A 20,893-nucleotide genomic window follows, 5' to 3' on the forward strand; every position below is an offset into this window, starting at 1 on the left:
GGGATTGTCGACTTCGGTCGTACTCCGAGGGGCCGCTCCAAGGGCGGCATGCACCGCAACACCCGCGCTGAAGACATGTCGGCGCACCTGATCAGCAAATTGCTGGAACGCAACAGCAAGGTCGATCCTGCTGAAGTCGAGGACGTGATCTGGGGCTGTGTGAACCAGACCCTGGAGCAGGGCTGGAACATCGCGCGCATGGCGTCGTTGATGACCCAGATCCCGCACACTTCGGCCGGCCAGACCGTCAGCCGTCTGTGCGGCTCGTCGATGAGTGCTCTGCACACGGCGGCGCAAGCGATCATGACCGGCAACGGTGACGTGTTCGTGGTTGGCGGCGTCGAGCATATGGGCCACGTGAGCATGATGCACGGTGTCGATCCGAACCCGCACATGTCGCTGTACGCGGCGAAAGCCTCGGGCATGATGGGTCTGACCGCAGAAATGCTCGGCAAGATGCACGGCATCACCCGTGAGCAGCAGGATGCCTTTGGCGTGCGCTCCCACCAGCTCGCCCACAAAGCGACTGTGGAAGGCAAGTTCAAAGACGAAATCATCCCGATGCAGGGCTACGACGAAAACGGCTTCCTGAAGCTGTATGACTACGACGAAACCATTCGTCCGGAAACCACCCTGGAAAGTCTGGCGGCCCTCAAGCCTGCCTTCAATCCAAAGGGCGGCACCGTGACTGCCGGTACTTCGTCGCAGATCACCGATGGTGCTTCGTGCATGATCGTGATGTCGGCGCAGCGTGCACAGGACCTGGGGATCCAGCCGATGGCCGTGATCCGTTCGATGGCAGTGGCGGGTGTGGATCCGGCGATCATGGGCTATGGTCCAGTGCCGGCTACACAAAAAGCCCTGAAGCGTGCGGGTCTTGGCATCAACGATATCGACTTCTTCGAGCTCAACGAAGCTTTCGCTGCACAGGCCCTGCCAGTGCTGAAAGATCTGAAAGTACTCGACAAGATGAACGAGAAGGTTAACCTGCACGGCGGCGCGATCGCCCTGGGTCACCCGTTCGGTTGCTCCGGTGCCCGAATTTCCGGCACCTTGCTGAACGTGATGAAGCAGAATGGCGGCACCTTCGGGGTGGCCACCATGTGCATTGGTCTCGGCCAAGGCATCTCCACCGTCTTCGAACGCGTTTAAGCGTCTCGTCGATGGAAGCCGGGGCCAAGTGCCCCGGTTTTTGTTTTTGTGGATTTATTTTGTATTTATTTTGAAAAAATTTGAGTGAGGGCCGAAGCATGCCGATACAACCTGGGCTCTACCAACATTACAAAGGTCCGCAGTACCGCGTATTCAGTATTGCGCGGCATTCCGAGACCGAAGAAGAAGTGGTGTTTTACCAAGCCCTGTATGGCGATTACGGCTTTTGGGTGCGTCCTTTGAGCATGTTCGTCGAGTCGGTCGAGGTTGACGGCGAGCAAGTGCCACGCTTTGCTTTGGTGCAAGCCGAACCGAGCCTTTTTTCCAAGGCATGAGGCGAGTGCGCGCAGAACCCTGTGCTTGACCTCACCTTGTATCAACTATATATAGCGGTGCCGCGTCAGGCGCCAACCGCCTTTCACTTCTAGAATTCAGGAATTTTCTGATCCATGGGCAAATCGCTGGTCATTGTGGAATCCAAGACCATCAACAAGTATCTGGGCAACCAATACGTGGTGAAGTCGAGTATCGGCCATATCCGAGACCTGCCCACCAGCGGTTCGGCTAGCGCCAGCAAAGAGCCGGCCGCCAAGCGCGGCAAGGCTGCCGCGGGCGAAGGGCCGGTGCTCACGCCGAAAGAGAAAGCGCGCAAGCAGCTGGTCTCGCGTATGGGGGTCGATCCCGATCATGGCTGGAAAGCCAAGTACGAGATCCTCCCGGGCAAAGAGAAGGTCATCGAAGAGCTGCGCCGGCTCGCCAAGGATGCTGACACCATCTATCTCGCAACCGACTTGGATCGCGAGGGGGAAGCCATTGCCTGGCACCTGCGCGAAGCCATCGGTGGTGACGACAGCCGCTACAAACGCGTGGTGTTCAACGAAATCACCAAGAAGGCGATTCAGGAAGCCTTCTCCGAGCCGGGCGAGCTGGACATTGATCGTGTAAATGCCCAACAGGCGCGTCGGTTCCTCGACCGCGTTGTGGGTTACATGGTCTCGCCGCTGCTGTGGGCCAAGATCGCCCGTGGTCTGTCGGCCGGTCGCGTGCAATCGGTTGCGGTAAAACTGGTGGTCGAGCGTGAACGCGAGATTCGTGCGTTCAACCCGGAAGAGTACTGGGAAGTGCATGCCGACCTCGGCACCGCCAAGGGTTCGACCGTGCGTTTCGAAGTGGCTCGCGAGAAGGGCGAAGCCTTCAAGCCGCTCAACGAAGCCCAGGCCACGGCCGCGCTGGAGAAACTCAAGTCTTCCAGCTACAGCATCGTCAAGCGCGAAGACAAGCCGACCAGCAGCAAGCCTTCGGCGCCGTTCATCACGTCCACCCTGCAGCAGGCCGCGAGTAACCGCCTGGGCTTCGGCGTGAAGAAAACCATGATGATGGCCCAGCGTTTGTACGAAGCCGGCTACATCACTTATATGCGTACCGACTCGACCAACCTTTCGGCCGATGCCGTGGCGATGGCGCGCACTTACATCGAAGACGAGTTCGGCAAGAAGTACCTGCCGGAAACGCCGAACGTCTACAGCAGCAAGGAAGGCGCACAAGAGGCTCACGAAGCGATTCGTCCGTCTGACGCCAACACCACGCCGAGCAAGCTGGCGGGCATGGAGCGTGATGCAGAGCGCCTCTACGAGCTGATCTGGCGTCAGTTCCTCGCTTGCCAGATGCTCCCGGCGCAATACCTGTCGACCACCGTCAGTGTTGCTGCTGGCGATTTCGAGCTGCGCGCCAAGGGCCGTATCCTCAAGTTCGACGGTTATACCCGCGTCATGCCGCAGATCGCCAAGCCGGGCGATGACGACGTTCTGCCAGACATGGCGCAGGGCGACGTGATGAAGCTGATCAAGCTCGATCCGTCGCAGCACTTCACCAAGCCGCCGGCCCGTTACTCGGAAGCCAGCCTGGTGAAAGAAATGGAAAAACGCGGCATCGGTCGTCCTTCGACCTACGCGGCGATCATTTCGACCATTCAGGATCGCGGCTACGTGACCCTGCACAACCGTCGTTTCTATTCGGAAAAGATGGGCGACATCGTCACCGAGCGTCTGTCGGAGAGCTTCTCGAATCTCATGGACTACGGCTTCACCGCCGGCATGGAAGAGAACCTCGATGACGTGGCTCAGGGCGAGCGCGATTGGAAAAACGTGCTGGACGAGTTCTACGGCGACTTCAAGAAGAAGCTCGAAGTGGCCGAAAACCCGGACAACGGCATGCGTGCCAACCAGCCGGTCATGACTGATATTCCGTGCACCACGTGCGGTCGTCCGATGCAGATTCGTACCGCATCGACTGGCGTGTTCCTCGGTTGCTCGGGTTACAGCCTGCCACCAAAAGAGCGCTGCAAGGCCACCGTCAACCTGGTGCCGGGCGACGAGATTGCGGCGGACGACGAGGGTGAGTCGGAGTCGTTGGTGTTGCGCGGCAAGCATCGCTGCCCGATCTGCAGCACGGCGATGGACGCTTACCTGCTCGACGAGAAGCGCAAGCTGCACATCTGCGGTAACAACCCGGATTGCGCCGGCTACGAAATCGAAGAGGGCAACTACCGCATCAAGGGCTACGAAGGTCCGAGCCTGGAATGCGACAAGTGCGGCAGCGAGATGCAACTCAAGACTGGTCGTTTCGGCAAGTTCTTCGGTTGCACCAACCCGACCTGCAAGAACACCCGCAAGCTGCTCAAGAGCGGTGACGCGGCGCCGCCGAAGATGGATCCGGTGAAGATGCCTGAGCTGAAATGCGAAAAGGTCAACGACACCTACATCCTGCGCGACGGTGCTTCCGGTCTGTTCCTGGCGGCCAGCCAGTTCCCGAAAAACCGCGAGACCCGTGCTCCGCTGGTGATCGAGATTCTGCCGCACAAGGACGAGATCGATCCGAAGTACCACTTCCTCTGTGAAGCACCGCAGAAGGATCCTGATGGTCTGCCAGCGGTCATCCGCTACAGCCGCAAGACCAAGGAGCAATACGTGCAGACCGAAGTCGACGGCAAGCCTACCGGCTGGAAGGCGTACTACGACGGTGGCAAGTGGACTGTTGAAGACAAGCGCACGAAAGCCAAGGCTGAGTAAGCCGTTAGCCTGATACACAAAAGGCCGCATGATCACCCTCGGGTTTTCATGCGGCCTTTTTGTTTTGTGCTTGCGGTCGGATCCGTTGATCCACGACACTGTCGGGTCTGTGTGACGCAATTATTTCGCTGTGGAGACTGCCGGCATGGCGCACGAACTCTATACCCGCACCAATCAGAAGATCTATTTCGCCGGCCTGTCACTGGAAGCTCTGGCTCGCGCCGAAGAGGGGCGGGCGATGAATTCGTTGGCGCTGATTCAAGCTGGGCGTGAATCGGCGTTGTTTCACCTCTATGGCGCGCTTCTGGGGCTGTGCCATGAGATCGCCGGTTTCTACCGTCTGCCTCAGGCCAATACGTCGCGAGCGGAAGCGTTGCTGACTCGCGAAGTCCTGGAATCGATTGCGATCCCTGAGCTGGCCGAGATGATCGAGTTGGCGGGCAATCCTGAAACCTGGCTGGCGAAACTGTTGGCGGCGCACTCTTCGTTGTTTCAACCGCCACGGGTGCCGCACAAGCCCAAGGGCGATGTGACACAGCCGTTGATTCAGGCCATTAATCTGGATGAAGAAGAGGTGCCGCAGGAGTTGAGTCGGGAAGAGCTGGAGAGCTGGCGGCAGAATCTCAAGGGCCTGGCCATCCGCTTTCGCGAAGGCTTGAACGAATGCTGAGGACAATTGACACGGTGGCAATCTGAAACATGCTGCTGGTCAAGATCCCGAGCGAATCCCGAATGATGTCTATATAATCCCTGCCTTTCGTGGAGAACAGACCTATATGCCAACGTCCTTTCTAGAAATTGTCGAGTTACCAGACGGCCGAATCGAACTGCGCAGGGCTGAGGACGAGGGTTCTCTGGTGACGCTGGATTTCTCCGAGGATGCCAAGGCGTTCCTGCAAGGCCAGCACGTGGAAATCGCCAAGGCGATGTTGAGCGTCGGCGTTCAGATGGCCGGTCGTATGGTCGAAGGCGAATTTGATAAGGAAGAAGGGCCGCGGGTTCTTCACTGAGCCCCGCCTGTCGGCGTTTGCCGTTACCGCGTCAGATCGGCTTCTCTGTCCCTGGAGAAGCCATGCGCTTCACACAGCGCGCGTTACAAGTGAATCAACCCAACCGAATGTTCAGGCTCTGAGCGTCGCCCGTGCGGGCTGCGCTGATCAGCTGTTGCCGTGCACCGGTGTTCAGCGGGTTGAGCCAGGTTACCACCGTGTGGCTACGACCCAGGCGCAGTGCTTCGCAAGCCAGTTGCTGAGCACTTTGCGTACCACGGGGTTGCAGCAACAGAATGCGTTCACGGTTCAGGCCTGCTTCTCGCAGCCAGGTCTGGGTCAGGCTGGCAGGAGGAGCAATCAGCGTCAGCCAGCGCGCATCCTGATCCTCGCTCAGTTCGCGCAGGATCGGGGCGAGCAGGTTCAGGCAGTTCCCGGTCGCACCGCGCAGTGACAGCTCGCTGAATACTTCCGGTTCGGCAATCCATGGGCGCTCGACCACATCTTTCAGGATCGGCGCCATCGGTTGTGCCAGAAACACTTCGAATAACGGCAGTTGTGTTTGCTGAGGTGTGTGTGGGAACTGCATAAAGCCTCCTTTAGCGGCGGATTACGCCGACACTCAAGCCTTCGATCACCAGTTCCTGATCTTTCAGGTCGACTTCGATAGGGGCAAACTCGGGGTTTTCGGCAATCAGCCAGACTTTGCTGCCTTCGCGCTTGAAGCGCTTGACGGTCACTTCATCGCCAATGCGTGCCACGACGACCTGGCCATTACGTGCTTCGCGGGTTGTATGAACCGCCAGCAGATCACCGTCGAAAATGCCGATGTCCTTCATGCTCATGCCGTGTACGCGCAGCAGGTAGTCGGCGCGCGGGTGGAAGAAGGCAGGATTGATGTTGCAGGACTCTTCGATGTGTTGCTGGGCGAGAATCGGTGCACCGGCGGCGACTCGGCCAATGATTGGCAGGGTAGAGTCATCAGCCTTGGCTTCGAAACCGGGGATACGAATGCCGCGGGAGGCGCCCGGAGTCATCTCGATGGCACCTTTGCGAGCCAGGGCCTTGAGGTGTTCTTCCGCCGCGTTGGGCGATTTGAAACCCAGTTCCTGAGCGATTTCCGCACGGGTTGGCGGGTAGCCGTTGTCTTCGAGGCAGCGTTTGATAAAGGCCAGAATCTCGGCTTGGCGTGGCGTCAGCTTTAGCATATTGATCGCTCTGTCTTTTTATACAGTGACTGGGATTATATACAGTGAAGCGGTCTTGGCAATGCCCGTTTTTTTGCAGGCCGCCGGACGGTCGGCAGCCGTGCTTATTAAAGGAGCGGTCCAGTGTGGTTAAATAGCTGACCGACCATTCCCAAAACGAACTGGCAGGCTTGACAAGGCACAGGCTGAAACGTATGTTTCAAACAAGTGTTTGTCAGGCGGAGTAGCCATGGCCCAGTCGGAAACCGTTGAACGCATTCTTGATGCTGCCGAGCAGTTGTTCGCGGAGAAAGGTTTCGCCGAAACCTCATTGCGTTTGATCACCAGCAAGGCTGGAGTAAACCTGGCGGCGGTGAACTATCATTTCGGCTCCAAGAAAGCGTTGATCCAGGCGGTTTTCTCGCGCTTCCTCGGGCCGTTCTGCATCAGCCTCGATAAAGAACTGGAGCGTCGCCAGGCCAAGCCTGAAAACAAGCCGACCCTTGAAGAGCTGCTGGAAATCCTCGTCGAGCAGGCGCTCGTGGTGCAGCCACGCAGCGGTAACGACCTGTCGATCTTCATGCGTTTGCTCGGTCTGGCGTTCAGCCAGAGCCAGGGTCACCTGCGGCGTTATCTGGAAGACATGTACGGCAAGGTGTTCCGCCGCTACATGCTGCTGGTCAATGAAGCGGCTCCGCGCATTCCGCCAATCGAGCTGTTCTGGCGCGTGCACTTCATGCTCGGCGCTGCGGCGTTCAGCATGTCCGGGATCAAGGCTTTGCGGGCAATCGCCGAGACCGATTTCGGCGTCAACACCTCGATCGAACAGGTGATGCGTCTGATGGTGCCGTTCCTCGCTGCCGGCATGCGTGCCGAAACCGGCGTCACCGACCCGGCCATGGCGACTGCGCAACTTCGTCCGCGCAGCAAATCGACCCCGGTGGCCGCCAAGGTTTAACCGCACACGGGTGGGCGCGGCAGTTTACATCCGCTAAGCTAGCCGCCCATGCCGACTCTCGTTCTGAACCCGTTCCCGATCAACATCGCCAACCTGCCGGGCAGCGCCCTCAGTGGCGATGTCGTGCGGATCGGGTTTTTCGTTTTCAAGGAATCTCTATGACTGCTGGCCTGCAAGGCTCGTTGATGGTGGACGTCGCCGGTACCTGGCTGACGGCCGAAGATCGCCAATTGTTGCGTCAGCCCGAAGTGGGCGGCCTGATCATTTTTGCCCGCAACATCGAGCATCCGCGCCAGGTGCGTGAGTTGAGCGCTGCCATCCGCGCCATTCGCCCGGATCTGCTGCTGGCGGTCGATCAGGAGGGCGGTCGCGTTCAGCGTCTGCGTCAGGGCTTCGTGCGCCTGCCGGCGATGCGCGCCATTGCCGACAACCCGAACGCCGAATACCTCGCCGAACAATGTGGCTGGATCATGGCCACCGAAGTGCTGGCGGTCGGACTCGACCTGAGTTTCGCCCCGGTGCTGGATCTGGATTACCAGCGCAGCGCCGTGGTTGGCACGCGTTCGTTCGAAGGGGATCCCGAGCGCGCCGCGTTGCTTGCCGGCGCCTTTATCCGCGGCATGAACAGCGCGGGCATGGCCGCTACCGGCAAGCACTTCCCCGGTCACGGTTGGGCCGAAGCCGACTCCCACGTCGCAATCCCGAATGACGAACGCAGCCTCGACGAGATCCGCGCCAACGACCTCGTACCGTTCGCCAGACTCAGCAAGCAACTCGCTGCGGTGATGCCGGCGCACGTCATCTATCCGCAAGTCGATTCGCAGCCGGCCGGGTTTTCCCGTCGCTGGTTGCAGGACATCCTGCGCGGCGAGTTGCAGTTCGATGGCGTGATCTTCAGCGACGACCTGTCGATGGCCGGCGCCCATGTGGTCGGCGACGCCGCCAGTCGCATTGAAGCAGCGCTCAGCGCCGGTTGCGACATGGGCCTGGTGTGCAACGACCGCGCTGCGGCCGAACTGGCCCTGAGTGCTGCGCAAAGGATGAAGGTCAGGCCGTCCGCGCGCATTGCGCGGATGCGCGGGCAGGCGTTTGCCAGTACCGACTACCGCCAGGATCCGCGCTGGCTCACCGCCATCGGCGCGCTCAAAGACGCTCAACTGATTGATTAAGGAATTTTCGTTATGACGGTTTACGCAATCATCGGTGGTACCGGCCTGACCCAGCTCGAAGGCTTGAGCATTCGTCAGGCGTTGGCGGTCGATACGCCTTACGGTGCGCCTTCGGCTGAGGTGCAAATCGGCGAATACGCTGGCAAAGAAGTGCTGTTCCTCGCCCGTCACGGCCATCCACATCGCTTCCCGCCGCACAAGGTCAACTACCGCGCCAACCTGTGGGCGTTGAAGCAGGCCGGCGCCGAGGCGATCATCGCGGTCAACGCGGTGGGCGGGATTCATCCGGCCATGGGCACCGGGCATTTCTGCGTGCCGCATCAGATCGTCGACTACACCAGTGGCCGCGAACACACGTTTTTCGCCGATGATCTGGAGCACGTCACCCACATCGATTTCAGCTTCCCTTACAGTGAGCCGCTGCGTCAGCAATTGATCGTCGCGCTGGCTGCCGAAGGCTGCGAATACAGCGATCAAGGCGTGTACGCCTGCACCCAGGGCCCGCGCCTTGAAACCGTGGCGGAGATCGTGCGTCTGGAACGCGATGGCTGCGATATCGTGGGCATGACCGGCATGCCGGAAGCGGCGCTGGCGCGTGAGCTGGATCTGGATTACGCCTGCCTGTCGCTGGTGGTTAACCCGGCAGCAGGCAAGACCACGGCGGTGATTACCATGGCAGAAATCGAGCAGGCGCTGCATGACGGGATGGGCAAGGTGAAATCGACGTTGGCGCGGGTGTTGGCCAGCTAAGGGCTGTCCATGAGCAGTTTCATCGAGCGGCTTAAAGGGCTGACATGGACTGACGCATTCAGTAGCAAGGCGTTGGCCAAGGCCCGTGCTTATGCTGCCGATGATCGGGTAGAGATCATCGAGATCGATGACAGGAAGATCGAGGCGTTCTACGTCGGTTCGGAAAGTCAGGCATATGAACAAAGCATCTACCTGTCCGAAGATCGCCTGGGATCGGTTAATTTGCGTTGCTTGTGCACCTGCCCCGTCGTGATTGATTGCAAGCACTGCGCGGCGGTGCTCTATCACCTGCAGGGCATTGACGACGATACGTCCGAAAGTGACGCACAGATCCCCTTGGGTCGGGCGCTCGAGCATTGGCTTTCGACAGTCCCCGTCCCGGCCAAGCCCGTCGACGAAGGGGCGCAAACCGCGGGCACGCGCCTGTTTTACAAACTCAAACCCACGTCCGCGAACGGTAAGTGGTTGCTCGATATTTTCAAGGTCTATCAGCTCAAGAGCGGCGAGTTACGCGAAGTAAAACCGATGTATTCGCTGTCGGACATGCTCATGCGTCAGCCCGGTTATCTGTCCGAACTGGATCTGCGCGTCGCCAGGCTGTTGGTCGCCATGCATTCCCATCACGCCTATTACAGCGGCTATCCGCTGGAAGGCAGCAGTGGCGCGGAACTGCTGGAAATGCTCCTGCGCACCTCGCGCCTGTTCCTCGATTTCGAAAACTTGCAGCCACTGACGTCGGGCGCGAAACGCATGGGTCTGTTCTCTTGGGCCGAGCAGGCCGACGGTGGGTTCCGCGCCCAGTGGAGCAGTGCCCAGGCTGCGCAGGAAACCGTGCTGGCGCTGGAGCCGCTTTATTACCTCGATCGTGAGCAGCGACAGGTTGGCCCTCTGTTCAGTGAGCTGGAAGAAAAACTGGCCTGCCATTTGACCCTCGCCCCAGACATCCCCGCGCGTCAGGCGATGCAGTTCAGCCATCGCATGAGCGCGATGACCAAAATCCCGCCGCCGCACAAACTCACCGAACGAATCATCGATGACGTGTTTCCGCAGCCGCAACTGACCTTGGTCAGCGGCCGGGAGCGTTCGCGCTGGGAATACGTTCTGGAGCACCGCGCCGCTCTGGTGTTTACCTACAACGGTCATCCGGCGGTGGATCGTCATCCGGAAGTGATGATCCTCAATGGCACTGAAGCCCAGCGCATTCGACGCCAGCCTGCGATGGAAAAGAAGCTGCGCCAGAGCCTGCAAAAGTACGGCTTCAAAAAAGCCACGCGCAAGAGCGCTATGGATCGTTCCGGCGAGATGTTCACCTTGCCGGATGATTCTGCCTGGCTCGTATTCATGCACGAAGGGCTTGCCACACTGCGCGCCGCGGACTGGGAAATCGAAATCAGTCCCGGCTTCCATTTCGATGTGCAGCCGGTTGAACACTGGTACGCGGAGGTAGAAGAAGAGGCTGGGCATCAATGGTTTGATCTGCAACTGGGCATCGTCGTCAATGGCGAGCGCTACAGCTTGTTGCCGATCCTTCTGCATCTGTTGCGCACCCAGCCACGTTTGCTCGACCCGGTGAATCTGGCGCAACGCAGCGACGACGAAAAACTCCTGATCGAACTCAAGCCCAGCGGTTCTGGCGCCCCGGCAGGCGCCAAGGTGGCGTTGTCGCTGAGTCGGGTCAAACCGCTGATGGCGACGTTGGGCGAGCTGTACCTGGGCGGACATCAGGGCGATGCGCTGCGCTTGACTGCTCCAGACGCCGCGCGCCTGAGTATGCTCGATGGCGTGCCACTGGAATGGCAGGGCGGCGAACGCCTGCGCACTTTTGCCAAGCGGCTGCACAATTCCAGTCACACCCACATTGCTGCTCCGGCCGGCCTTAATGCGCAACTGCGCCCATATCAGCTCGAAGGCCTTGGCTGGATGCAGACTCTGCGGGAGCTGGAGGTCGGCGGCATTCTTGGCGATGACATGGGCTTGGGCAAAACCCTGCAGACCCTGGCGCATCTGCTCACGGAAAAGCACGCCGGGCGCCTCGATTGCCCGGCACTGGCGGTGATGCCGACCAGCCTGATTCCCAACTGGCTCGACGAGGCCGAGCGTTTCACGCCTCAGTTGAAGGTCCTGGCGCTGCATGGGGCCGGGCGGCAAAAAGACTTCGCCAATCTCGCCGAATACGACTTGGTGCTGACCACTTACGCCTTGCTGCCCAGGGATCTTGAAACGTTGCGGCCGCAGTCGTGGAGCGTACTGATTCTCGACGAAGCGCAGAACATCAAGAACCCGCTGAGCAAAGCGGCGCAGGCCGCACGAGACTTGCAGGCCCGTCAGCGCTTGTGTCTGAGCGGGACGCCACTGGAAAACCATCTCGGCGAGCTGTGGTCGCAGTTTCATTTCCTCATGCCTGGCTGGCTGGGCGACAGCAAATCCTTCAACCGCGATTACCGCACACCGATCGAGAAGCATGGCAATGTCCAGCGCATGCAGCACCTGACGGCGCGCATCAAGCCGTTTCTGCTGCGTCGCAAGAAAGATCAGGTTGCCACTGAGCTGCCGCCGAAAACCGAAATCATCCATTGGGTTGAACTCAGCGACGGCCAGCGCGACGTCTATGAAACGGTGCGCGTGGCGATGGACAAAAAAGTGCGCGACGAAGTTGCCCGCAGTGGTGTGGCGCGCAGTCAGATCATCATTCTTGATGCATTGCTCAAGCTGCGTCAGGTCTGCTGCGATCTGCGCTTGATCAACATGCCGCTCACGGCGAAGGCATTGCGCTCGGGCAGCGGCAAGCTGATCAGCCTGATGGAGATGCTCGAAGAGTTGCTCGGCGAAGGTCGGCGCATCCTGCTGTTCTCCCAGTTCACCTCGATGCTGGCGCTGATCGAACAGGAGTTGCAGCAGCGCGCTATCAGTTATTCGTTGCTGACTGGCGACACCACCGACCGGCGCACACCAGTCAAGAATTTCCAGGGCGGCAAAGTGCCGTTGTTCCTCATCAGCCTCAAGGCTGGCGGTACCGGTCTGAACCTGACGGCTGCGGACACGGTGATCCACTTCGACCCGTGGTGGAACCCGGCGGTAGAGAGTCAGGCAACTGATCGCGCTTATCGTATCGGGCAGAACAATCCGGTGTTTGTTTACAAGTTGATTGCCAAAGGTACCGTGGAGGAAAAAATCCAGGCGCTGCAGCAGGAGAAGGCTGCGCTGGCCGGCGCGGTGCTGGAAGGGGGGACGACAGGTGGGTTCAAGCTGGAGCAGAGTGACATCGAGGCGCTGTTTGCGCCGCTGCCGCTTTCCAAGGGTTGACTGTCCAGGTCAGAGTTCGACATCTGATGGCCCCATCGCTGGCAAGCCAGCTCCCACAGTTTTTGTATTGTTCACAAAATAGTGCTCAACGCAAAGCACCGTGGGAGCTGGCTTGCCAGCGATGGCAATTTATCTGAAAAAACACATCTCAACGCTTGTCGAACTTGTCCGGCAACGGCGCAAACAGCGCCTCGATATCATCGCTCTGCAGTTTCCAGTCCCCAGCCTTGCGCCCATCCAGCACGCCCGCTGCCAAGTCAGACTTTTCCTTCTGCAGGTGCTGAATCTTCTCTTCCACTGTGCCCCGGGCAATCATCTTGTAGACGAACACCGGTTTCTCCTGGCCGATTCGATACGCACGGTCAGTCGCCTGATTCTCGGTCGCCGGGTTCCACCACGGATCGTAATGGATCACCGTGTCCGCTTCGGTCAGGTTCAAGCCGACGCCGCCGGCCTTCAGGCTGATCAGAAAAATCTGACGCTTGCCGCTCTGGAATTCTTTCACCGGCGTGCGCCGATCGCGGGTCTGGCCAGTCAACAAGGCGTAGGCCACGTTGCGTTTTTTCAGTTCGTCTTCGATCAGTGACAGCATCGAGCTGAACTGCGAGAACAACAGAATCCGCCGGCCTTCCTCGAACAACTCCTCGAGCATTTCCATCAGGCTGTCGAGCTTGCCCGAGGTGCTGCCACGGGCGGGCAGGGTCGCGTCGTTGACCAGGCGCAGATCGCAGCAGACCTGCCGCAGCTTGAGCAGGGCTTCAAGAATGATGATCTGGCTACGCGCCACACCCTTTCGAGTGATCTCTTCACGAACCTTCTTGTCCATCGCCAGGCGCATGGTTTCGTACACGTCGCGCTGGGCTTCGTTGAGATCGACCCAGTGGATGATCTCGGTCTTGGGCGGCAGTTCGGTGGCCACCTGTTCTTTGGTGCGGCGCAGCAGAAATGGTTTTATCCGCCCATTCAGATGCTGCAGCCTGACTTCGCTGGCGCGTTTTTCGATCGGTACGCGGTAGTCGGCGTTGAAGCTTTTGACATCGCCCAGCCAGCCCGGCAGTAGAAAGTGGAACAACGACCACAGCTCGCCAAGGTGGTTTTCCAGCGGTGTGCCGCTCAGGCACAGACGCTGGCGCGCGTTGAGTTCGCGCGCGGCCTGTGCGGCCTTGCTGTTGGGGTTCTTGATGTACTGGGCTTCGTCGAGCACCAGAACGTGCAGCGGCTGTTGTGCCAGGCGCTCGACGTCCTTGGGCAGCAGCGCGTAGGTGGTGAGGATCAGGTCGAAGTCGGCCAGATGATCGAAATGCTTTTTGCGGCCGGCACCGTACAGCGCGACCACTTTCAGTTGCGGCGTGAAGTGCGCGGCTTCGTCGAGCCAGTTCGGGATCAGGCTGGTGGGCATCACCACCATGCACGGCCGATCCAGGCGCCCGGCGTTTTTCTCACTGAGAATATGCGCCAGAGTCTGTAGGGTTTTGCCCAGACCCATGTCGTCCGCCAGAATCCCGCCAACCTCAAGCTGACGCAGCGACTGCATCCAGCTCAAGCCTTCAAGCTGATAAGGACGCAGCGTCGCGTTCAAGCCCTTCGGCGCCTCGGCGCTGTAGTCGCGAATGTCGCGCAGGCGTTGGGCGAAGCTGCGGATCTGCTCGCCGCCCTCCCACAGCAGGGGGATGCCTTCCAGCGAGTTGAGCCGCGTGGCGTCGGCCTTGCTCAGGCGCAGGGTGGTTTCCCCCGGCTCCTGCAAGTAGAACTCGCCCAGCGTCGCCAGTACCGGTTTCAGTCGGCCAAGGGGGAGGGCCACCTGCAGCGGTCCGTGCTCACTGTTGCGTTGCGGAACATTGACCAGAATCAGCTCGTCATCACGGCGCCGCGCCAGGCGTTCCGGGTTGAGGATTTCCGTGTGCGAGCGCATCAGGTTGAGCAGGATCGGCAGCAGGCTCAGGCGTTCGCCATTGACGATGATCCCCAGTTCCAGATCGAACCAGTCGCGTTCCGGCGCCTGTTCGACGGTGGCGTACCAGTCGTCGACGGCGGTCAGGTCGAAACCGAATTCCTCGTCAATCTGCAATTCCCAGCCCTGGGTGCGCAGCTTCGGCAGTTCGTTGAGGGTGAACGTCAGCCAGGCGCTGTCGTTGACCATCTCGTACAGCTCGCCGGCGCTTTCCGGCAGCGCTTTGCTCTGGCGCGTGGCGATGCGAAAGCCGAGGATTCTTAATTGTTCGCGGTAGGACTGTTCCACCTCTGGGTGGCGTTTTATCCGCAGGGTCTGGGTTTCCTGACGAATCAGAATGTCGCTGTTTTTCTGTCCGCTGACGTATTCATCCAGATAGCTGAACGACAGCGCCGCGCGATGCTGGATGTAGCGCTGCATCTTGCCGTTGCGTGGTTCAAACGCGCTGAACTCGACGCTGGCCAGCCACAGGCGCGGCAGCGGTTGCACGTTGTCCACCAGCACTTGTGGCGGCGCCTTGGGGCTGCGGTTCTCCAATACAGCCTGAAGTTTTTCCAGCAGTTCGGCGTCTTTCGCTGCGGCCGGGTATTCGAGGGTTTCCTGCACTTGCAGGAGTACTGCGGCGCAGTGTTTGCAGTTATTGCGCACCGGGCAGGTGCAGGTGGCGTCAACCAGCAACAGGGTGTCTTTGGCTGACTCGCGCAGGTGAATGGTCTGACGGTAGACGTTACCGCCAGAGCCTTCGCAACTGGCGGTGATGGTCGCATCGCCAACCTGGGCGATGCGTACCCGGTTCTCCAGGGCGTAGCGGCGGCCACGCTCCAGGCTCTGTTCCTTGAATCGGCTGACCCAGGAGGGTGCCAACGGTTTACTCAGGGGCGGGGACATAAGGACTTCGATCAGTCCGGAATCGCTTCAGGGGCTTGCCGAGGGGCGGGCGCCGTCAGGGAGGTGATCTTGATCAGCAGCGCCAAGTGGCCGTTATCGAGATAGTTGAGCTGGCCGTTTTTGGTGTGGCTGTCCTGTTTCAGGCGTTCGCTGGCAGTGACCAAGCCGTTGGCGTCGATCTGGTTGACCCAGAAGTCGGCGTTCACGTCGGTAAAGCGCCCGAGCTTCATTTCCAGGGTGCCCTCGATCGGGAACTGGCCGAACTGTTCCTTGCCGTCGCTGACCGCTACTTTGGTCGGCGCTTCGCCGAGGGTCTGCTGCCAGGCCTTGTGCATCAGCACGCTGTAATCACCGCTGGCGGTGAGCTTGGTAACAACGTCATTCAACGCAGGTGTGCGCAGGCTGTCATCACCCAGGCGTTGAGCGCCGGCGGCCCAGTCTTCCGGGGCGGCACGGCTGACAATCGCTGGCACGGCGTTCTGGCGGACCAGAATCATTTCGACCTGATACAGGTCATCGGCAAAAACCGAAGGGGCTACCAAGGCAAGTAGCAAAGTCAGTGAGCGAAACAGGCGCATGCGGCGTCCTTCAAACAGTTTTCGGGAGGAGGCGCTCGAACAGCGCCTCTACAGTATTAAAGCGCTCTTCCGGGCGTTCCATCGGCACCTGGAACTTGAACATCGTGGCGCCTTCGAATTTGTAGCGTTTTGGCTGAGTCTGGATCAGTTTGATCAGGGTCATCGGGTCGACCGGTGTCTGCGCGGCGAACTCGATGCGTCCACCCTGTGGTCCGCCGTCGACCTTTTTGATGCCCAACTGCTCCGCCTGCAATTTCAGCGCGGTGATGCGCACCAGGTTCTTGGTCGGCTCAGGCAGCAGGCCGAAGCGGTCGATCATCTCCACTTGCAGATCCTTCAGGCCTTCCTCGTCGGTGGCCGAAGCGATGCGCTTGTACAGAATCAGACGGGCGTGAACATCCGGCAGATAGTCTTCCGGAATCAGCGCCGGCACCCGCAGGTTGACCTCCGGGCCTCCGCCGAGCGGTTGATCGAGGTTCGGCTGTTCGCCCTTGCGGATCGACTTCACCGCGCGCTCGAGCATTTCCATGTAGAGCGTGAAGCCCACAGCCTGGATCTGCCCGCTCTGGCCATCGCCGAGCAGTTCGCCGGCGCCACGGATTTCCAGGTCGTTGGTCGCCAGGACAAAACCGGCACCGAGATCTTGGGTATTGGCGATCGCTTCCAGACGCTTTTCCGCATCGGACGTGATTTGCTGGCGCGGCGGGGTCAGCAGGTAGGCGTAAGCCTGGTGGTGACTGCGGCCGACGCGTCCGCGCAACTGGTGCAATTGCGCCAGACCGAACTTGTCGGCGCGCTCGATGATGATGGTGTTGGCGCTCGGCACGTCGATGCCGGTCTCGATGATGGTCGAGGCGATCAGCACGTTGAAGCGCTTGTGATAGAAGTCGCTCATCACTTGTTCGAGTTCGCGTTCGCGCATCTGCCCGTGGCCGATACCGATCCGTGCTTCCGGCACCAGTTCGGCGAGATCCGCTGCGCACTTCTCGATGGTCTTCACGTCGTTGTGCAGGTAGTAAACCTGACCGCCACGCAGCAGTTCACGCAGCAGGGCCTCTTTGACCGTGCTCTTGTTCTGCTCCATGACGAAGGTGCGCACCGACAGGCGTCGCGCCGGCGGCGTGGCGATGATCGACAGATCGCGCATGCCCGACACCGCCATGTTCAGCGTGCGCGGAATCGGCGTGGCAGTCAGCGTAAGAATGTCGACTTCACTGCGCAGGGCCTTGAGCTGTTCTTTCTGGCGGACACCGAAGCGGTGTTCTTCGTCGATGATCACCAAGCCGAGGTTTTTAATCTTCACATCGTCGGACAGCAGCTTGTGCGTGCCGATGACGATGTCGATCTTGCCTTCCGCCAGGTCGGCGATCGCGGCGTTGACTTCCTTGGCCGACTTGAAGCGGCTCATCACTTCCACGGTCACTGGCCAGTCGGCGAAGCGGTCGCGGAAGCTGTTGTAGTGCTGTTGGGCGAGCAGGGTGGTCGGCACCAGAATCGCTACCTGGCGTCCGCCGTGCACGGCGATGAACGCAGCACGCATCGCCACTTCGGTCTTGCCGAAACCCACGTCGCCGCAGACCAGGCGATCCATCGGTTTGGGTGCGAGCATGTCTTCGCGCACGGCTTCGATGGTCGCCTGCTGATCCGGAGTTTCTTCGAACGGGAAGCCGGCACTGAAGGTCGCGTAATCGGCTTTCGGGTCGGCGAACGCATAGCCTTCGCGCGCGGCGCGACGGGCATAGATATCGAGCAGTTCAGCGGCAACATCGCGCACCTGTTCGGCGGCTTTGCGCTTGGCTTTCTGCCAGGTCTCGGAGCCGAGACGGTGCAGCGGCGCCAGTGAATCATCGCTGCCGGTGTAACGGGCGATCAGGTGCAGGTTGGCCACCGGAACGTAGAGCTTGGCGTTCTCCGCGTATTCCAGGGTGAGGAATTCCGCCGCCTGATTGTCGATCTCCAGAATCGTCAGGCCGAGATAACGTCCGACACCATGATCGATGTGCACCACCGGCGCGCCTTCGCGCAGCTCGGTGAGGTTCTTGATCACCGCATCGTTATTGGCGTCGGCGCGTTTTTCCCGGCGACGGCGCTGCATGACGCGCTGACCGAACAGCGGACTTTCGGCCACCAGCGCCAGCGCCGGGTCATCGAGCATCAAACCTTCGTCAAGCGGCGCAATGGTGATCGCCAGGCGATCCTTGCTCGAAACGAAGTCCGGCCAGCTGTCGACGGTTTTCGGCCGCAGCTTCAGTCGTTCGAGCAGTTCCAGCAGGACTTCACGACGGCCCGCGGACTCGGCGGTGAACAGCACGCGTCCGGGGAATTCGTCGAGGAATGCCGAGAGTGCCGCCAGCGGCTGTGTAGCCTTGGCTTCGATCGCCAGGTTCGGCAGTGCTTGCGCCGGGAAGCGTTCGCGGCCGGCACCGGCTTCGACGTCCTGCTGACTGGCGACCACCCGTGGCCAGCTCTTGAGGCGGGCGAAGCAGTCTTCCACCGGCAGGAACAATTCCGCAGGCGGCAATAAAGGACGCGAGGGATCGACGCGGCGCTCTTCGTAGCGATTGCGCACATCGTTCCAGAAGTTTTCTGCCGCCTGTTCGATGCCCGGCAGCGAGAACACCTGGGTGTCCTGCGGCAGGTAATCGAACAACGTCGAGGTTTCGTCGAAGAACAGCGGCAGGTAGTACTCGATACCGGCTGGGGTGATGCCGCTGCTCAGGTCCTGGAAGATCGGACAGCGCCGGAAGTCGACGTCGAAACGCTCGCGAAAGCGCGCCTTGAAGCGGGTGACCGCATCTTTCTGCAGTGGGAATTCACGGGCCGGCAGCAGCTTGACCGATTCGACCTTGTCGATGGAACGCTGGTTTTCCGGATCGAAGGTGCGCAGGGTTTCGATTTCGTCGTCGAACAGGTCGATGCGATAGGGCAGTTTGCTGCCCATCGGGAACAGGTCGATCAGCGCGCCGCGAACAGTGAACTCGCCGTGCTCGTAGACCGTATCGACGTAGCGATAGCCACTGGCTTCCAGGCGCGAGCGCATCTGTTCGACATCAAGCTTCTGGCCAACATCCAGCACCAGACTGCTGCCGAGCAGGAATTTGGTCGGCGCCAGGCGGTGCAGGGCGGTAGTGATCGGCACCACCAGCACGCCGTGCGCCAGTTCCGGCAACCTGTACAGGCTGGCGATGCGCTGGGAAATGATGTCCTGGTGCGGCGAGAACAGATCGTAGGGCAGGGTTTCCCAGTCGGGGAAATGCAGTACGGGCAAATCCGGGGCGAAGAAACTCAGCTCCTGTTCCAGCCGTTCGGCACTCTGGCTGTCGGCGGTCAGTAGCAGGGTGAAGCGCTTGGCAGCGCTGGCAGCCTCGGCAATCGCGAGGCTGAGGGCAGCACCGGGCAGGTTGCCCCAATGCTGTTTACCTGCCGCGGCAGGGAGAAGCGGTAGACGCAGAACGGGCACGGAAGGTTGAGCTCCAGGCTTTGCGACAAAGTCGGTAATTGTAGCGGCGTCTGGTGCCGGCTGTCAGTTGCAGACTGCGTCAATCTTCGCGGTTTGCGCAAAATGTAGTGGTAACCATAAAAACGAGCACTTTTTTAGTGGTTATGTAGTGCCGAAATCGGCTGGTGTTACGGAGGGTTACAGACATCGTCTAACAGTCGTCGAAAAATTGACTGCGCTGGAAGCCCCGGTTTTACTGGGCTGGCGCGAGGCGTAATTTTTTTGAACGGAATTTTGTTACCGATTGCGCGACAAGCGCGCATTGCTACAACAGGTTCTCGGCGGCATAATGTAGCCCCTTTTTTCTGCCCCTACATGTGGAAGGTTCCCGTGACTCAGAAGCCCGACCAGTGTCTTGGTGATTGGATCGACCGTGAAGCACTCGCAGAAGCGATGATTCCGCTTATCGGTCAGCTCTACCGCAATAACTACGTGGTGAGCTCGATCTTTGGCCGCAGCCTGATCAACCAGTCTGTCATCGCGATTCTCAAAGCTCACCGCTTTGCTCGCCACCGTTCCTCCGACGATAGCGAACTCTCCGTCCACGAAACATTCCCTCTGCTGAAAGCCATGAGCGAGCTCAAGCTCGGCGCGGCTTCGGTAGACCTGGGCAAGTTGGCGTTCAAATTCCGTAACGAAGGCAATGGCCGCAGCGCCGAGCAGTTCGTTCGCGAAGAAATGGCTGACGTGGTTGGCCAGCAAAACGCTTCGGCCCGCAAAGGCACTGACGTTGTGCTGTACGGCTTCGGTCGTATCGGCCGTCTGCTGGCGCGCATCCTGATCGAGAAAACCGGTGGTGGCGACGGTCTGCGTCTGCGTGCCATCGTCGTGCGCAAGGGCGCCGAAAACGACCTGACCAAACGCGCCAGCCTGCTGCGCCGCGATTCGGTACACGGTTCGTTCAACGGCACCATTACCATCGACGAAGAAAACAACACCATCACCGCCAACGGTAACCTGATCCAGGTGATCTACGCGAAGAACCCGACCGAGGTGGATTACACCCAGTACGGCATCAAAGACGCGCTGCTGGTGGACAACACCGGTGTCTGGCGTGACGCCGATGGTCTGGGCCAGCACCTGCAATGCCCGGGCGTCGCTCGCGTTGTTCTGACTGCGCCTGGCAAAGGCAAGCTGAAGAACATCGTTCACGGTATCAACCACAACGAAATCACTGCTGACGACAAGATCGTGTCCGCCGCTTCCTGCACCACCAACGCCATCGTGCCGGTGCTGAAGGCTGTGAATGACAAGTTCGGGATCATCAACGGTCACGTCGAAACCGTTCACTCGTACACCAACGACCAGAACCTGATCGACAACGTCCACAAGGGCGATCGCCGTGGCCGTAGCGCCGCGCTGAACATGGTCATCACCGAGTCCGGTGCTGCCACCGCTGCT

15 protein-coding genes are annotated in these 20,893 nt (G+C 60.0%); 10 read left to right on the forward strand and 5 right to left on the reverse strand.

The annotated features are described in order from the left end of the window. Nucleotides 1–3 precede the first annotated feature (3 nt). The 5 genes from fadA (at nt 4) to ACIOUG_RS24245 (ending at nt 5,230) form a co-directional block, all read left to right on the forward strand. Nucleotides 4–1,152, forward strand: coding sequence for an acetyl-CoA C-acyltransferase FadA (gene fadA, locus ACIOUG_RS24225; protein ID WP_401069293.1), 1,149 nt, complete (start codon nt 4–6; stop codon nt 1,150–1,152). Between the two features lie 98 nt (nt 1,153–1,250). After that, the gene (locus ACIOUG_RS24230; protein ID WP_401069265.1) at nt 1,251–1,487 is read left to right on the forward strand and encodes a DUF1653 domain-containing protein; all 237 of its coding nucleotides are present in this window, start codon (nt 1,251–1,253) and stop codon (nt 1,485–1,487) included. Nucleotides 1,488–1,601: 114 nt separating this feature from the next. Then, nucleotides 1,602–4,220 carry a type I DNA topoisomerase gene (gene topA / locus ACIOUG_RS24235; protein WP_401069268.1) on the forward strand — a complete coding sequence of 873 codons (2,619 nt, stop codon included), beginning with the start codon at nt 1,602–1,604 and terminating at the stop codon, nt 4,218–4,220. Nucleotides 4,221–4,365: 145 nt separating this feature from the next. Next, nucleotides 4,366–4,890, forward strand: coding sequence for a DUF6586 family protein (locus ACIOUG_RS24240; RefSeq protein WP_401069271.1), 525 nt, complete (start codon nt 4,366–4,368; stop codon nt 4,888–4,890). Between the two features lie 106 nt (nt 4,891–4,996). Next, nucleotides 4,997–5,230: a hypothetical protein gene (locus ACIOUG_RS24245; protein ID WP_003226592.1), complete on the forward strand. Its 234-nt coding sequence runs from the start codon at nt 4,997–4,999 to the stop codon at nt 5,228–5,230. Nucleotides 5,231–5,324: 94 nt separating this feature from the next. Here ACIOUG_RS24245 and sulA read toward each other — a convergent pair whose 3' ends face one another. Together sulA and lexA are read right to left on the reverse strand one after the other, a co-directional pair. Continuing rightward, on the reverse strand, nt 5,325–5,798 hold the full coding sequence (gene sulA / locus ACIOUG_RS24250) for an SOS-induced cell division inhibitor SulA (RefSeq protein WP_401069274.1): 474 nt from the start codon (nt 5,796–5,798) through the stop codon (nt 5,325–5,327). Nucleotides 5,799–5,808: 10 nt separating this feature from the next. Next, nucleotides 5,809–6,417, reverse strand: a complete 609-nt coding sequence (gene lexA / locus ACIOUG_RS24255; RefSeq protein ID WP_003226590.1) for a transcriptional repressor LexA — start codon at nt 6,415–6,417, stop codon at nt 5,809–5,811. Between the two features lie 229 nt (nt 6,418–6,646). On the opposite strand from lexA, the gene ACIOUG_RS24260 reads away from it, so the two are divergent. From ACIOUG_RS24260 to ACIOUG_RS24275, 4 genes are all read left to right on the forward strand, one after another. After that, nucleotides 6,647–7,354, forward strand: a complete 708-nt coding sequence (locus ACIOUG_RS24260) for a TetR/AcrR family transcriptional regulator (protein WP_007961819.1) — start codon at nt 6,647–6,649, stop codon at nt 7,352–7,354. Between the two features lie 170 nt (nt 7,355–7,524). Further along, nucleotides 7,525–8,523 carry a beta-N-acetylhexosaminidase gene (gene nagZ / locus ACIOUG_RS24265; RefSeq protein WP_401069296.1) on the forward strand — a complete coding sequence of 333 codons (999 nt, stop codon included), beginning with the start codon at nt 7,525–7,527 and terminating at the stop codon, nt 8,521–8,523. A gap of 12 nt (nt 8,524–8,535) precedes the next feature. Then, nucleotides 8,536–9,273 (forward strand): S-methyl-5'-thioinosine phosphorylase, encoded by a 738-nt coding sequence (locus tag ACIOUG_RS24270; RefSeq protein ID WP_401069277.1) that lies wholly within the window; start codon nt 8,536–8,538, stop codon nt 9,271–9,273. Between the two features lie 9 nt (nt 9,274–9,282). Further along, nucleotides 9,283–12,576 (forward strand): SNF2-related protein, encoded by a 3,294-nt coding sequence (locus tag ACIOUG_RS24275; protein WP_401069280.1) that lies wholly within the window; start codon nt 9,283–9,285, stop codon nt 12,574–12,576. 148 nt (nt 12,577–12,724) lie between these two features. Here the strand turns inward: ACIOUG_RS24275 and ACIOUG_RS24280 are convergent, their stop codons facing one another. The 3 genes from ACIOUG_RS24280 to mfd are packed head-to-tail and all read right to left on the reverse strand — an operon-like array spanning nt 12,725 to nt 19,453. Then, nucleotides 12,725–15,415 (reverse strand): DEAD/DEAH box helicase, encoded by a 2,691-nt coding sequence (locus ACIOUG_RS24280; RefSeq protein WP_401069282.1) that lies wholly within the window; start codon nt 15,413–15,415, stop codon nt 12,725–12,727. 11 nt (nt 15,416–15,426) lie between these two features. Beyond that, nucleotides 15,427–15,993, reverse strand: a complete 567-nt coding sequence (locus ACIOUG_RS24285) for a CsiV family protein (RefSeq protein WP_401069285.1) — start codon at nt 15,991–15,993, stop codon at nt 15,427–15,429. A gap of 10 nt (nt 15,994–16,003) precedes the next feature. Next, complete coding sequence (mfd, locus tag ACIOUG_RS24290) at nt 16,004–19,453, reverse strand: transcription-repair coupling factor (RefSeq protein WP_401069288.1); 3,450 nt, start codon at nt 19,451–19,453, stop codon at nt 16,004–16,006. A gap of 354 nt (nt 19,454–19,807) precedes the next feature. Here mfd and ACIOUG_RS24295 point away from each other — a divergent pair. Then, the coding region (locus tag ACIOUG_RS24295; RefSeq protein ID WP_401069290.1) for a glyceraldehyde-3-phosphate dehydrogenase at nt 19,808–20,893 on the forward strand (1,086 nt) is incomplete at its 3' end.

The sequence above is a fragment of the Pseudomonas sp. NPDC087803 genome (assembly GCF_044742995.1).
Classification (GTDB): Bacteria; Pseudomonadota; Gammaproteobacteria; order Pseudomonadales; family Pseudomonadaceae; genus Aquipseudomonas.

Coding starts and splice junctions, on each gene's coding strand:
- ACIOUG_RS24280 (WP_401069282.1), bottom strand. CDS start 15,415: ATGTCCCCGCCCCTGAGTAAACCGTTGGCACCCTCCTGGGTCAGCCGA.
- sulA (WP_401069274.1), bottom strand. CDS start 5,798: ATGCAGTTCCCACACACACCTCAGCAAACACAACTGCCGTTATTCGAA.
- ACIOUG_RS24270 (WP_401069277.1), top strand. CDS start 8,536: ATGACGGTTTACGCAATCATCGGTGGTACCGGCCTGACCCAGCTCGAA.
- ACIOUG_RS24245 (WP_003226592.1), top strand. CDS start 4,997: ATGCCAACGTCCTTTCTAGAAATTGTCGAGTTACCAGACGGCCGAATC.
- ACIOUG_RS24260 (WP_007961819.1), top strand. CDS start 6,647: ATGGCCCAGTCGGAAACCGTTGAACGCATTCTTGATGCTGCCGAGCAG.
- ACIOUG_RS24275 (WP_401069280.1), top strand. CDS start 9,283: ATGAGCAGTTTCATCGAGCGGCTTAAAGGGCTGACATGGACTGACGCA.
- ACIOUG_RS24230 (WP_401069265.1), top strand. CDS start 1,251: ATGCCGATACAACCTGGGCTCTACCAACATTACAAAGGTCCGCAGTAC.
- ACIOUG_RS24285 (WP_401069285.1), bottom strand. CDS start 15,993: ATGCGCCTGTTTCGCTCACTGACTTTGCTACTTGCCTTGGTAGCCCCT.
- topA (WP_401069268.1), top strand. CDS start 1,602: ATGGGCAAATCGCTGGTCATTGTGGAATCCAAGACCATCAACAAGTAT.
- lexA (WP_003226590.1), bottom strand. CDS start 6,417: ATGCTAAAGCTGACGCCACGCCAAGCCGAGATTCTGGCCTTTATCAAA.
- ACIOUG_RS24240 (WP_401069271.1), top strand. CDS start 4,366: ATGGCGCACGAACTCTATACCCGCACCAATCAGAAGATCTATTTCGCC.